Raw genomic sequence first — 12,940 nt, forward strand, 5'->3', positions numbered from 1 at the left:
GTAATCGAACCAGACTCCCACACCCAACTCGATTGGGTTCAGATTATCAGATCGAGACAGGAGGTAGAAGGGGGATTTCTCCTGGGCGATGTCACAAAATCCTGCTATCTTGATCCTAGGTTAACTTGCACAATTTTTAGGCAGCGCAAAAAACCCGAGCCAGGACAACGGCTTGCGGAGTTGTTTCCGCATTTGTCCACAGCCTTGACCACGGGCGATGGGGATTACTGTGACAGCCGCATGTCAAGGCTCAGGCCAGGCCTTCGGCCTTGAGCGCCGCCTGCACGGCCGGGCGCGCTGCCACGCGGGCCTGATAGGCCAGCAGCGGGGGCCAGGCGCCGAGGTCGAGCTTGATGAACTTGGACCAGTTCAGGACCGTGAACAGGTAGGCATCGGCCACCGTGAACTCGCTGCCGAGCAGGTAGTCACGGCCTTCGAGCTGCTGCGCGACATAGGCCAGGCGGCGCTCGAGGTTGGCGCGCGCGATGTCCTTCCACTCCTGCGGGGCCTTGGGGTTGAAGAAGGGGCTGAAGGACTTGTGCACCTCGGTGCCGATGAAGGTCAGCCAGGACTGCAGCTGGTAGCGCGCGATGCTGCCGTTGGCCGGCGCGAGCTGCTTCTCGGGCGCGAGGTCGGCCAGGTACTGGACGATGGCCGGGCCTTCGGTCAGCAGCTCGCCGCTGTCGAGCAGCAGCGCCGGCACATAGCCCTTGGGGTTGATGGCCAGGAAGTCCTGGCCGGAAGCGGTGGTCTTCCTGGCCAGGTCGACCACTTCGGTCTCGTAGGGCAGGCCGAGCTCTTCGAGCACGATGTGCGGGGACAGCGAGCAGGCGCCGGGCTTGATAAACAGCTTCATGGTTGGCTTTCGGTTGCGGGGTTGGAGGAAATTTCAGCGGCCTCGCCGAGGGCCTTCTCGAGCGCCTGCTCGACCGCCGCGATGCGCGACTGGCAGACCTGGTAGGCCGCGACCGATTCGGTCACGATGGCCAGCAGGTCGTCGATATTGGGTTCATCCTGCTCGCGCAGGGTCTGGGCATGGCGTTGCAGCACGCCGTAGGCATCCCTGAAGGTCTTGGCTTTCATGCGGGGTTCTCTGGTGAATCGTCAATCGCGCCAGGATCGGCGGGCACGGAGGCCTGCGCCAGCCGCTGGCCGTCGTGGAACTGGATCTGCAGCGCCTGGCCGGGCTTGAGCTCGGCAGCCCGCTGCAAGACCTGGCCGGAGCCGGCATCGCGCACGATGGCAAAGCCGCGCGCCAGCGTCTTGTCGGGGCCCTGGCCGGCGATCTCGCGCATCAGCGCGCGCGAGGACTCGCCCGCCTGGCGCAAGGCCTGGCGGCTGCCGCCGTCGACCTGCTGCATGGCCTGCGCGCTGGAGTCGCTGGCGCGCCGCGTCATGGCAACGGCGCGCTCACCGAGCTGCTGCAGCCGCAGCCGCGACTGTTCGCGCGCCTGGCGCAGCACCCGCCGGGCCTGACGCTGCACCTCGGACCAGGCCGCCGGCACGCGGTAGCGGGCAGCGTCGAGCTGGCGCTGCGCGAGCAGTCGGACCTGGGCCTCGGTCTGCTGGGCCTCGCTGCGCGCCAGGGCGATGCAACGCTGGCCGAGCCGGGCGATGGCCTCGAAATGGGCGCGCGCCTCGGCCGTGCGCCGCACGATCTGCTGCTCGATGCCGGCGATGACCTTGGACGGTGTGTCGAAGCGCTGCTGCGCGACCTCGTCGAGCAGGGTGCTGTCGCGCTCGTGACCGATGCCGGTCAGCAGCGGCAGTTCAAGCTCGCAGCAGCTGCGCGCGAGCTCGTAGTCGTTGAGCCAGGCCAGGTCGTTGACCGCGCCGCCGCCCCGGATGATGACGACCGCGTCGGGTCGGCCACCCTGCCCCAGTCGCTGCAGGGCCGCCAGCAGCACGCGGCGGATTTCTGCCGGGGCGCCCTCGCCCTGGAAGCGGCTGTAGGCATAGTCGAAGCGGCAGACGCCATGGCGCTGCAAGCGAGCCGCCTCGGCCTGGAAGTCGCCCAGGCCGGCGCCGCCTTCGGGCGCGATCACCAGCAGCTGCCGGTAGTCCCAGGGCGGCGCGAGCTGCTTTTGCCGCGCATAGAGGCCCTCGCGCTGCAGCCGCTCGCGGATCTCGCGCTTCCTGGCCTCGAGGTCGCCCAGGGTGTAGCCGGAATCGATCGCGTCGAGCTCGAGGCTGAAACCGTATTGCGGCTTGAACACCGGCCGCGCGCGCACCAGCAGCTTGATGCCCGGCCCCAGGGTGGCGCCGGTGGCCTGCTCGAACTCGGGCAGGATGCGGCTGGCGTTCGAGGCCCAGATCATGGCATTGGCCTTGGCCAGCACCTGGCCCGAGGCGTCGCGCTCGGACAGCTCGAGGTAGACATGACCGTTGCGCAGGCGCGCATCGAGCACCTCGACCAGGGTCCAGATGGCGGCGGGAAAGGATTGCGCGACCAGCCGGGACACGCCAGCGAGCAGCTGCGACAGGCTGATGCCGGACGGGCGCTGCAGCCCGGGGCCGACAGGACTGCCGGAGCTGGAATAGGCCGCTGCTGGCTCGGAGGCGGTCGGCGGCCGGCTGGCCGGGACGGCCAGCTCATCGGCGGCTGCCGACGGGATCAAGGCGGGAGCGGCGACAGCCACGGCAGCGCAGCCGGGCGACAGCGGCTGGCTGGCCTCCAGCAGGTCGGCCGGCAGCCAGGCGGCAAAGGGGGCAAGCTCGCGGCCTGCTGGCACATACCACTGCCGCTGGCCCGGGTCCCAGCGCGCGCCCAGCGCCTTGGCGCTGTCCTTGTCGCGAAAGGGTACTTGCAGGTAGGTGGCGGACATGGGGGTATTTTGACCCATGCCCCCACCCACCTCCCGCAGCAGGGTTTACTGCGCCTGCTGGATGCCCGACAGCAGCCAGCCGCCGGAGCCGGTGCGCGACTTGGTCAGGTGCCAGACTTCGTCGAAGGCTTCCGGTGCGGCGAACTTGTCCTCGCGGATCTGGCCGGTGAAGCGCACGCTGACGACATAGCGCGCGGCTTCCTCGACCACCTCGAGCACTTCGGCGCCCAGGGTGACGACATCGGTCTGCTGCGCAGCGGGACCGCGGGTGACGATATCGGTCTTGAGCTCGGCGAACATCTCGGGCGTGGTGACCTCGCGCAGCTCGTCGAGGTTGGCGCTGTCGTTGGCCGCCTGCAGGCGGATGAAGTTGACCTTGGCATTGCGCACGAAGGCCTCGACATCGAAGCCGGCCGGGATCACCGGAGCAGCGACCGGGGCTGCCGACAGGCCGGCACCAATGGAGGAAGCCGGGGCCGGGCTGGCACCGAAGCTCGAACCGAACAGCGAGGAACCGGTGCTGCTACCCGCCGCAGGGCTGGCAGCCGGGCTGCTCGGCGGCATCGAGACGTCGAAGCCGCGCGAGGCCGGCGCATCGGTCTCGGCGTTGCGGAACATGCCGCCGGCACCAGCGCCAGCGCCAGCCGCCGCCATGGCGGGATTGCGCGCGGCGGCACGGCGACGCATGATGAAGCCGATCACCGCGACCGCGACCATGGCCAGCAGGGCGATCATCATCATCGAGGCCAGCTCCTCGCCGAAGCCGAAATGCGAGGCCAGCGCTGCCAGGCCGATGCCGGCGGCGATGCCGGCCAGCGGCCCCATCCAGGAACGCTTGGACTGTGCGGCAGCGGCGGCGGGTGCGGCAGCCATCGCGCCTTGCGCCGGATTGGTGGCGGACGTCGGGGCGGTCGGCGTCTGGGCCGGGGTCGCGCCCGGCGTCTTGCCGACCGTCATTTCGCGCTGCATGCCGGCGGACTTGCCGCCGCCCAGGCGCTTGGCGGCATCGGCATCGCCGGCACCGAAGGTGAGACCCAGGGCCAGGACGGCCGCGAGCAGGGACATGGTTTTCATCTTGCACTCCAGTGAAAAAGTTGCTTCACGCTGCACAGGATAGCGGTTTTATCCGCATGAAAAAGCAGAATCCCACTGATTCAGCATCAGCTCTTGCCTGAATTTCAGTCTGACGATCGAATGACTGGCCATCCGGGTCGGCGATCCGGGGCACGCAGGGGACGCAGCAGCTCGCGCAGGCCGTTGTGGTCTATGGTCTGCATCAGCGCCAGCAAGCGGCCGAGGTCGCCGGCGGGAAAGCCTGCGCGCGCAAACCAGTTCAGGTAGTGGCCCGGCAGGTCGGCGATCCGGCGGCCCTGGTACTTGCCATAGGGCATCTCGACCGTCAGCAGGCGTTCGAGCTGGGCCGGGTCGAGGACATCCTGGGATGGGCGGGCCGGCAATCTGCCTCCTGCTGCAGCGCCGGCCTCAGCCGACCAGCTGCGACAGCAGGTTGGCGACCTGCTTGCGCAGCGCCTCGTTCTCGGCCGTCAGCTCGGCGACCCGCTTGTGCAGCGCCTGCAGCTCGGCCACCTGGTCGGCGGATGCAGCAGACGGATCTGAGGCCGCGGACTGGGCACCCTCGCCGTCCTGGGCCACAGCCTTGGCACGCGGCTTGCGCTGGGCCTCGCGCACGCGCTTGGCGGCCTGCTTGAGCTCGTCCTTGCCGGCGACGGCGGCGGCCTTCTGTTCCTCGGGCGGCAGGGTCGCGACGGCTGCCGCCGCGCTGATCGAGATCTCGCCCGACTTGAGCGCGGCGACCAGCTCGGGCTGGGCCTGCTGCTGGATCTTCTCGATCATCGCGACCTGGCTGCTGCTCAGGCGTGCGGCGCGCGCCAGTTCCTCGCGGCTCTTGAGCGGTGCCGGCTCGGGATAGCTGGAGTCGCCCTCCCAGGGCAGGTCGGCAGCCGCGCTGGGCGACGCGGCTGCAGCGCCGGTGTCGTCAGGCCTGGCCTGGGCAGTCGCCTCGAGGAAACGGGCCCGGCGCGCCGCGACGATCTCGCGCTGGCGCAAGGCCAGCACGCCGCGCTGGAAGTCCGACACGCTGCGCCGGCCCAGGTGCTGCTCGATCATCCAGAGGTGCACGTCCTCGATGTCCTTGAAGCGCTTGCTCTGCACGGTCTGGAACGGCAGGCCATGCTTGCGGCAGATCTCGTAGCGGTTGTGGCCGTCGACCAGCAAGTCGCCCCACAACACCAGCGCATCGCGGCAACCCTCGGCGAGCAGGCTGCGCTCGAGCGCCTCGTATTCCTCGGGCGTAAGAGGATCGATGTAGGCCTTGAGTTCCTCGTTGACGACGATGTCCATGCTGCGCTCGGGTTGATGGGAGAGGGGCTGGATTGTAGTGGCGCCGCGTTGCGGATGAAAAAAAGGCGGTGCCCCGCAAGGCACCGCCCTCTTCGACTCAGGTGTCGAGGCGAAGTTCAGCCGCGGGCCTTGCCAATGGCCATGTGCGCGACCTGCTGGTCGAGGATGAGTTCCGGCTCCTGCGCCTCGGCCAGGGTCGGATGGTCCAGACCCTGCTGCAGGCGCTGCATGTCGAGGTCGCCGGTCCACTTGGCCACCACCAGGGTAGCGATGCCGTTGCCGACCAGGTTGGTCAGCGCGCGTGCCTCGGACATGAAGCGATCGATGCCCAGGATCAGCGCCAGGCCGGCAACCGGCACGCCGCCGACGGCCGACAGGGTGGCCGCCAGCACGATGAAGCCGCTGCCGGTGATGCCGGCCGCGCCCTTGGAGGTCAGCAGCAGCACGGCGAGCAGGGTCAGCTGCTGGGTCAGGTCCATCGGCGTGTCGGTGGCCTGGGCGATGAAGACCGCGGCCATGGTCAGGTAGATCGAGGTGCCGTCGAGGTTGAACGAATAGCCGGTCGGGATCACCAGGCCGACCACCGACTTGCGCGCGCCCAGGTTCTCGAGCTTTTCCATCATGCGCGGCAGCACCGACTCGGACGAGGAGGTGCCGAGCACGATCAGCAGCTCTTCCTTGATGTAGCGCACGAACTTGACGATGCTGAAGCCATGCAGCCGGCTGACGATGCCGAGCACGACGAAGACGAACACCAGGCAGGTCAGGTAGAAGGCGCCCATCAGCTTGCCGAGCGAGAACAGCGAACCGACGCCGTACTTGCCGATGGTGAACGCCATCGCGCCGAAGGCACCGATCGGGGCCACCTTCATGATGATGCCGACGATGTCGAACAGCACATGCGAGAACTTCTCGATGAAGTCGAACACCATGGTGCCGCGGCCGCCGAACTTGTGCAGCGCGAAGCCGAACAGCACCGAGAACAGCAGCACCTGCAGGATCTCGCCCTTGGCGAAGGCGTCGACCACCGAGGTCGGGATCACGTTGAGCAGGAAATCGACCGTGCCCTGCATCTTGCCGGGCGCGGTGTAGGCCGCGATGCCCTTGGTGTCGAGCGTGGTCGGATCGACATGCATGCCGGAGCCGGGCTGCAGCAGGTTGACCACGATCAGGCCGATGATCAGCGCCAGCGTGGACATGATCTCGAAATACAGCAGCGCCAGGCCGCCGGTCTTGCCGACCTTCTTCATGTCCTCCATGCCGGCGATACCGACCACGACGGTACAGAAGATGATCGGAGCGATGATCATCTTGATCAGCTTGATGAAGCCATCACCGAGCGGCTTCATCTGGGCGCCGAGTTCCGGCTGGAAATGGCCCAGCAACACGCCGATCGTGACGGCGGCCAGGACCTGGACATAGAGGGACTTGTAGAGAGGCTTTCGCGCGGTTGTAGTGGCCATGGCGACGGACTCGATTGGGAGATTGAGGGAGCAATGCAAGCGCCAGGACCTGCCTCGGCACCCGCAGCACGGGGAAGGTCGCAACGATACGCAGCACCCGGCGTGCTGCCAACTGTGGCGTTCAACAGTCGGGTTTACCCTAGTCCCTGGCGGCGATCGCCCGCCTGACCTCGGCCAGCAGGCCATGGCCGACCCGCTGCTCGAAGCCCTGGTGCACGGCCTGTGCCGCCTGCTGCAGCACAGCGCGCTCGGGTCCGCTCAGGGCATGGACGCGCAGGCGCGGCAGCTGCAGCACCTGGGCCAGCGCCTGGCGGTCGAGCTCGGCCGAGAGCCGGTTGCCGAATTCGAGCGCCTCGGCCAGGGCCTGCTGCAGCAGCTCCCGGTTCGGCGCCGACAGGCTGTCCCAGAAGCGCGGATGGCTGACCACCGCATAGCCCAGGTAGCCATGCCGGGTCAGGGTCAGGTCGGTCTGCACGGCTTGCAGGCCCTGGGTCAGGAAGTTCGAGAGCGGGTTTTCCGCGCCATCGACGACCCGCCGGGCCAGGGCCTGGCGCGTCTCGCGAAAGGGCAGCACCACCGGTTCGGCGCCGAGCGCGCGCATCTGGGCCACCAGCACGCGCGAGGCCTGCACGCGCAACCGCAGGCCCTGGAAGTCGGCCGGCGTGCGCAGCGGCCGGTTCGCGCTCATCTGCTTGAAGCTGCCGTCCATGAAGCCGAGCCCGACCATCTGCTGGTGCGCAAGCCGCTCGAGCAGGCGGCGGCCGACCGGCCCCTGCGTCACGCGTCGCACCTGGGCCAGGTCGTCGAACAGGAAAGGCAGGTCGAAGACCTCGAACTCGGGCAGGCCGGCCTGGCCGAACTTGGACAGCGAGGGCGCGAGCAGCTCGACCGCGCCGAGCTTGAGCGCCTCGAGCTCGTCCTCGTCGCCGTAGAGCTCGGAGTCGGGATAGACCTCGACCCGGATCCGGCCCGCGCTGCGCTGCGCCACCAGGCGCTGGAAATGCAGCGCCATCTGGCCCTTGGGCGTGCCCGCTGCGACCACATGCGAGAAGCGCAGCAGCAGCTCGGGCCTGGCCGCCCATGCCGGAGCAGCACCCGTCAGTCCGGCCAGGCCACCCAGCATGGCCAGCCCGCCGGCCAGCAGCGGGCGCCGGCGCAAGGCTCGGGGGCTGTCGGGGCGGACGCTGGGCGGCATGTCCGCTATGCTAAGCGCATTCCACCACCATGAAGACCGAGCCCGCCGTAGACCTCGACCCGCTCGACCTGGATGCGCGCCAGGCTTCGGCCTCGAGCCGGCGCGCCCTGCTCTGGCTGGCCGGCCTGCTGGCGCTGGTGAGCGCCTGCATCGTGCTGCTGGTGCTGTTCCTGCGCGATGTCGAGGCCCAGGAAGAGGAGCTGCGCCGCGGCGCCGACGCCCAATGGCTGGAGCAGACGCTGCGCTTTCATTTCCAGCGGCTCGAGCGCGACCTGGCCCAGCTCGAGAAAACCCCGCTGGTGCCACACACCCGGTCCGCCACCGCGCCACCCTTGCAGCGCGCCGGCCTGCTGTGGCGCGGCGAGGGCGTGATCGCCTGGCAGGGCTGGCTGGGCGCCGAGCGGCTGGACAGCCCGGGCCAATGGCCCGCCATCATGGCCGCCGCCGAACTGCAACCCGAGGACAGCGGCACGCTGGCGGTGATGCTCGACACCGGTCGCGGCCTGCAGCGCCCCGCCTATGCCGGCCCGCTACCAGGCCGCCAGCGCCCGGGCGGCCCACTGCTCTGGCTGGCCGTGCCGAGCTTCGAGCAGGGCCGCTTCCTGGGCAGCCAGGTCGCGGCAATCCGGATCGAGCGCGCGCTGGAACAGATCGTGCCGGCCTGGTTCCTGGCCGACCACGCCCTGCTGACGCTGGACGACGAGCCCGGGCTGGCGAGTCCAACCCGGCCAGGCTTGCGCTATTCCGTCGCCGTGCCGCTGCCCGGCGCGCAGTGGAAGCTGGCAGTCGAGCTGCTGCAGGCGCGTCCGGCCATCGCGCCGCGCGCCTTCTTCGGCATCGCATTGCTCAGCCTGGGCGCGATGCTGGTCGCGCTCTATTTCTTCTGGCGCGCCACGTTGCGCCGGCGCCAGGCCGAGCGGCGGCTGCAGACCCAGATCGCGCTGCGCAGCGCAATCGAGCGCTCGGTCACGCTGGGCCTGCTGGCGCGGGACCTGGACGGCCAATGCCTCTATGCGAACCCGGCCTTCTGCCGCATGCTGGGCTGGTCGGCGCAGGAGCTGGCGACCAGTGCCGACTGGCCGCCGGCCCTGGCGGCCAGCCTGGACGCGCTGGCCAAGGACGAGGCCGGGAGCTCCGGCCTGTCATCGGGCCTCGAGCTGCAGCTGCAACACCGCGACGGACAGGCACTCGAGCTGCTGGTCCACGGCGCCCCCCTGATCCAGGCTGACGGCCGGGTGATGGGCTGGATGTACGCCCTGCTCGACATCACCGAGCGCAAGCGGGTCGAACGGCTGGCCGCGCGCCAGCAGGAACAGCTCGAGGCCTCGGGCCGGCTGATCGCGGTCGGCGAGGTCGCCTCCACGCTGGCGCACGAGCTCAACCAGCCGCTGGGCGCGCTGAGCAGCTTTGCCAGCGGCCTGCTCAACCGGGTGCGCCAGGACAGCATCAGCAAGACCGACATCATTCCGGTGCTCGAGCGCATCGAGCGCATGGCCGAGAAGGCCGGGCTGGTGATCCAGCGCATCAACGCCTTTGCCCGGCGCCAGGAAATGAGCCGCCAGCCGCTGGCGCTTGCCCCCTTCGTGCGGCGGGTCGTGCAGCAGCTGGCATTGCCGCCTGGGCTGGCGCTGCAGCTCGAACTGCCCGCAGCCGCCGAACCCGGGCCGACCCTGTCGGCCGACGCGCTGCTGCTCGAGCATGCGCTGCACAACCTGCTGCTGAACGCGACCGAATGGGCCGGGCTAGGAGCCAGCGGACAGGCCCTGGTGCGGGTCAGCCTGCTGCTGCAGGACGGCCAGGCCGGAATCCGGATCGAGGACAGCGGGCCCGGCATCCCCGAGGCCGAGCGCGCCGGCATCTTCGACGCCTTCGCCAGCCGCAAGCCGGGCGGCATGGGAATGGGCCTGTCGATCTGCCGCTCGATCGTCGAGGCCCATCATGGCCGCATCGAGGTCGGCAGCAGCGCCACGCTGCACGGGGCACAATTCACCCTGTGGCTGCCCCTGACAACTTGAACCCGACCGTACATATCGTCGACGACGACGAGGACTTCCGCGATGGCCTGGCCTGGCTGCTGGACTCGCGTGGCCTGCCCGTGCGCAGCTGGCGCAGTGGCGATGACTTCCTGCAGGCGCTGCGTGCGGACCGCGAGCCCTGGGGCTGCTGCGTGCTGCTGCTCGACATCCGGATGGAGCCCCTGTCGGGCCTGGCGACCTTCGAGCGGCTCAAGGCCATGGGCTGGCCCTGGCCGGTGCTGTTCCTGACCGGCCACGGCGATGTCGGCATGGCGGTCGCGGCGGTCAAGCAGGGTGCCTGGGACTTCCTCGAGAAGCCGTTCCAGAACAACCTGCTGGTCGACCGGGTCGAGGCAGCCAGGCAGGCGGCGCTGGCGCTGCAGGCCGGCTCGCGCGAGAAGCTCGAGTTCCAGCGGGCGCTGGCAGGACTGAGCGCGCGCGAGCGCGAGGTGCTGGCCGAACTGCTCGCGGGCCATTACAACAAGAACATCGCCGAGCACCTGGGCATCACGGCGCGCACGGTGGAGTTCCACCGCGCCAACATCTTCGAGAAGCTGCAGGTCCAGTCGGCGGTCGAGCTCGCGCATCGCATGGGCCTGTACGGCCAGTGAACAGCAGGAAGCCGCCCCAGGACGCGTGACCGGGCCTGTCCGCTGGGGGACTTGCCCGCCTGAAGTGCTAGCATCAACAGCTCATCAAGCCCAAACCCGCTGCAGGAAAAAACAGAATGATCACTTTCTCGAATTGGGGCGAGTGGATGCGACATTCGCTGGAGCTGTCGGCCACCATCGCCTTCACGCTGTCGGGAGTCATGACGGCGGCGCGCAGCCGGCTCGACGGGGTGGGCGTCTATGCCGTGTCCTTCCTGGCGGCGCTCGGCGGCGGCACCCTGCGCGACATCCTGCTCGACCTGCGGCCCTTCTTCTGGGTCCAGCATGTGGAATACCTCTGGGGCGTGATGGCACTGAGCACGGCGGCGATGATCTTCATGCGCCGGCGGCATTTCGAGCCGACCGAAAAGGTCATCCAGCTGCCCGATGCGCTCGGGCTGGGGCTGTTCGCCGCGGTCGGCGTCGACGTGGCCAGCTCGCATGGCATGCCGGCGCTGGTCGCGGTGCTGATGGGGGTGATCACCCCGGTGTTCGGCGGCGTGCTGCGCGACATCGTCTGCAACCAGATCCCGGCCGCCTTCATCGACCACCGGCCCTATGCGCTGTGTGCCTTCCTCGGCGGCTGGCTCTACCTGGGCCTGCAGGCGCTGAACACGCCCGACTGGCTGACCCTGACCGCGACGGTGTTCTTCACGGCGGGGCTGCGCATGCTGGCGCTCTGGCGCGACTGGCAGCTGCCGATCTGGCGCGTGGACCGCTGAACCCAACGGCGGCCCGCGCGACCGGCCGCGCTCAGCGCCTGAGCGCCACCAGCTGCCAGCCGCCCGGACAGGACTGCACCTGCGGATGGTACTGGCCATAGCTGGGACAGTAGTAGGCAATCCCGTCCGGCGCCGATTCGATCAGCTGCGGAGCCGCGGCATAGGTCGGGCCCGCGCCACCAGCGCTGACATGGGCAGCGTCCGCCGGCAGGTAGACCGGCGGCGGCGCATAGCTAGAGGGCTGCGGATAGACCAGCACCGGCTGCACCGGGAGCGGCGGCGGCGCTGCCGGCACGACCACGGTCGCTGGCGCCTGGCTGGCAGCGCTCAAGGCCACGCCGGCAATGCCGAGCATGACCAGCGGCGCAACCCAGCCCGAGCCATGCACGCGCGCCGGCGCCGGGCGGTAAGGACTGAATCCATGGCGGCCGTGACCATGCCAGCCATCGGCTTGTACCTGGCCGGCAGCTGCCGCGAGCAACAGGGCCAGCACGGTGGTTTTGGATCGAATGTTCATCTGGAGCGACTGAATGCTAAAGCCGCATTGTGCCGCGCATGGTCTGCGGCGATCCAATGGCCCGATGTAACAGTTGCATCAAGCGGTATCGCCTTGGCACTGGGATGGTGCCGAAGCCGAAGGATGGAATGGTGCGCGGAGCCGGACTCGAACCGGCACGGTGTTGCCACCGTCAGGACCTAAACCTGGTGCGTCTACCAATTTCGCCACCCGCGCAGTCCATCGACGACCAGCCGCTTGCGGGCTGATCCGTCAAAGTGCAGATTGTAAGGCCAGAAGCGGCCCGTTTTTCGCGCTCCTCCTGTGGCAGCATAGGCCCATGCAAGGTGTGGACCATTACGAGAACTTCCCCGTCGCCTCCTGGCTCTGCCCGGCCCGGCTGCGCCCGACCGTCACGGCGCTCTACCACTACGCGCGCACGGCCGACGACATCGCCGACGAAGGCGCTGCGAGTGCGGACCAGCGCCTGGCCGAGCTGGCAGCCTACCGGGCCGAACTCGAGCGAGCGCTGGCGGGCCAGCCCCCGGCGGATCCGCGCTGGTCTGGCCAGTTCGCGGCGCTCGCGCGCGCGATCGCGGCGCAGCGGCTGCCGGCAAAGCCGCTGCACGAGCTGCTCGACGCCTTCGAGCAGGATGTGCGCTACACCGCGGCCAACACCCGCTATGCCGACTGCGCCGCCCTGCTCGACTACTGCAGCCGCTCGGCCGATCCGGTCGGGCGCTTGCTGCTGCACCTGTACGGCGTGCAGGACGCACCATCGTTGCGCCAGAGCGATGCGATCTGCAGCGCGCTGCAGCTGATCAACTTCTGGCAGGACCTCGGGCTAGACCTGCAGCGCGGCCGCCATTATCTGCCGCTGGATCGGCTGGCCCGCCATGGCGTCGACGAGGCCGCCCTGCTCCAAGCAGATCCTGGCCCACAACAGGAGGCTGCGGCGCGCGCGCTGCTGGCCGAGCTGACGCAGCAGGCGCGCGCGCTGATGCAGGCGGGCGCCCCGCTGGCGATCCGCCTGCCCGGACGGCTGGGCTGGGAGTTGCGGCTGGTGGTGCAAGGCGGCCTGCTGATCCTGGACAAGATCGAGCGGCTGCAGCACCGGACCTGGCGGCATCGTCCCAAGCTCGGCGCGGCCGACCTGCCGCGGCTGCTGTGGCGGGCCCTGCGCATGAGGGCTTGACCGATGGCTGAGGCTGGC

13 protein-coding genes and 1 tRNA gene are annotated in these 12,940 nt (G+C 69.2%); 4 read left to right on the forward strand and 10 right to left on the reverse strand.

Annotated features, from left to right (window positions below):
• Positions 1-250: 250 nt before the first annotated feature.
• The 8 genes from gstA to C6P64_RS11875 form a co-directional block, all read right to left on the reverse strand.
• Positions 251-856 (reverse strand): glutathione transferase GstA, encoded by a 606-nt coding sequence (gene gstA, locus C6P64_RS11840; RefSeq protein WP_105748775.1) that lies wholly within the window; start codon positions 854-856, stop codon positions 251-253.
• Positions 853-1,083, reverse strand: a complete 231-nt coding sequence (gene xseB / locus C6P64_RS11845) for an exodeoxyribonuclease VII small subunit (RefSeq protein ID WP_105748776.1) — start codon at positions 1,081-1,083, stop codon at positions 853-855. The genes gstA and xseB overlap by 4 nt, the downstream gene beginning before the upstream one ends.
• Positions 1,080-2,825: an exodeoxyribonuclease VII large subunit gene (gene xseA, locus C6P64_RS11850; RefSeq protein ID WP_105748777.1), complete on the reverse strand. Its 1,746-nt coding sequence runs from the start codon at positions 2,823-2,825 to the stop codon at positions 1,080-1,082. The genes xseB and xseA overlap by 4 nt, the downstream gene beginning before the upstream one ends.
• 45 nt (positions 2,826-2,870) lie before the next feature.
• Complete coding sequence (locus C6P64_RS11855; RefSeq protein ID WP_105748778.1) at positions 2,871-3,899, reverse strand: Tim44 domain-containing protein; 1,029 nt, start codon at positions 3,897-3,899, stop codon at positions 2,871-2,873.
• Positions 3,900-4,003: 104 nt separating this feature from the next.
• Positions 4,004-4,282 carry a DUF3820 family protein gene (locus tag C6P64_RS11860; protein ID WP_281257964.1) on the reverse strand — a complete coding sequence of 93 codons (279 nt, stop codon included), beginning with the start codon at positions 4,280-4,282 and terminating at the stop codon, positions 4,004-4,006.
• Positions 4,283-4,307: 25 nt separating this feature from the next.
• The gene (locus C6P64_RS11865; RefSeq protein WP_105748779.1) at positions 4,308-5,186 is read right to left on the reverse strand and encodes a ParB N-terminal domain-containing protein; all 879 of its coding nucleotides are present in this window, start codon (positions 5,184-5,186) and stop codon (positions 4,308-4,310) included.
• Between the two features lie 116 nt (positions 5,187-5,302).
• A complete protein-coding gene (locus C6P64_RS11870; protein ID WP_105748780.1) occupies positions 5,303-6,649 on the reverse strand; it encodes a dicarboxylate/amino acid:cation symporter in 1,347 nt (448 codons plus the stop codon).
• A gap of 139 nt (positions 6,650-6,788) precedes the next feature.
• Positions 6,789-7,844, reverse strand: coding sequence for a DctP family TRAP transporter solute-binding subunit (locus C6P64_RS11875; RefSeq protein ID WP_105748781.1), 1,056 nt, complete (start codon positions 7,842-7,844; stop codon positions 6,789-6,791).
• Between the two features lie 29 nt (positions 7,845-7,873).
• Here C6P64_RS11875 and C6P64_RS11880 point away from each other — a divergent pair, with 29 nt between their 5' ends.
• From C6P64_RS11880 to C6P64_RS11890, 3 genes are all read left to right on the forward strand, one after another.
• Complete coding sequence (locus tag C6P64_RS11880; RefSeq protein WP_105748782.1) at positions 7,874-9,859, forward strand: sensor histidine kinase; 1,986 nt, start codon at positions 7,874-7,876, stop codon at positions 9,857-9,859.
• Entirely contained in the window at positions 9,856-10,470 is a 615-nt protein-coding gene (locus tag C6P64_RS11885; RefSeq protein ID WP_105748783.1) for a response regulator transcription factor, read from the forward strand. Before C6P64_RS11880 ends, C6P64_RS11885 begins: the two co-directional genes overlap by 4 nt.
• A 116-nt stretch (positions 10,471-10,586) precedes the next feature.
• Positions 10,587-11,231, forward strand: coding sequence for a trimeric intracellular cation channel family protein (locus C6P64_RS11890; protein ID WP_105748784.1), 645 nt, complete (start codon positions 10,587-10,589; stop codon positions 11,229-11,231).
• A gap of 31 nt (positions 11,232-11,262) precedes the next feature.
• On the opposite strand, the gene C6P64_RS11895 is transcribed toward C6P64_RS11890, so the two are convergent.
• Both C6P64_RS11895 and C6P64_RS11900 read right to left on the reverse strand, forming a co-directional pair.
• A complete protein-coding gene (locus C6P64_RS11895) occupies positions 11,263-11,748 on the reverse strand; it encodes a hypothetical protein (RefSeq protein WP_211296837.1) in 486 nt (161 codons plus the stop codon).
• Between the two features lie 129 nt (positions 11,749-11,877).
• A tRNA-Leu gene (locus C6P64_RS11900) sits at positions 11,878-11,964 on the reverse strand.
• Positions 11,965-12,067: 103 nt separating this feature from the next.
• On the opposite strand from C6P64_RS11900, the gene hpnC reads away from it, so the two are divergent.
• Complete coding sequence (gene hpnC, locus C6P64_RS11905; protein WP_105748785.1) at positions 12,068-12,922, forward strand: squalene synthase HpnC; 855 nt, start codon at positions 12,068-12,070, stop codon at positions 12,920-12,922.
• Positions 12,923-12,940 lie beyond the last annotated feature (18 nt).

It is taken from the genome of Malikia granosa (assembly GCF_002980595.1).
Classification (GTDB): Bacteria; Pseudomonadota; Gammaproteobacteria; order Burkholderiales; family Burkholderiaceae_C; genus Malikia; species Malikia granosa.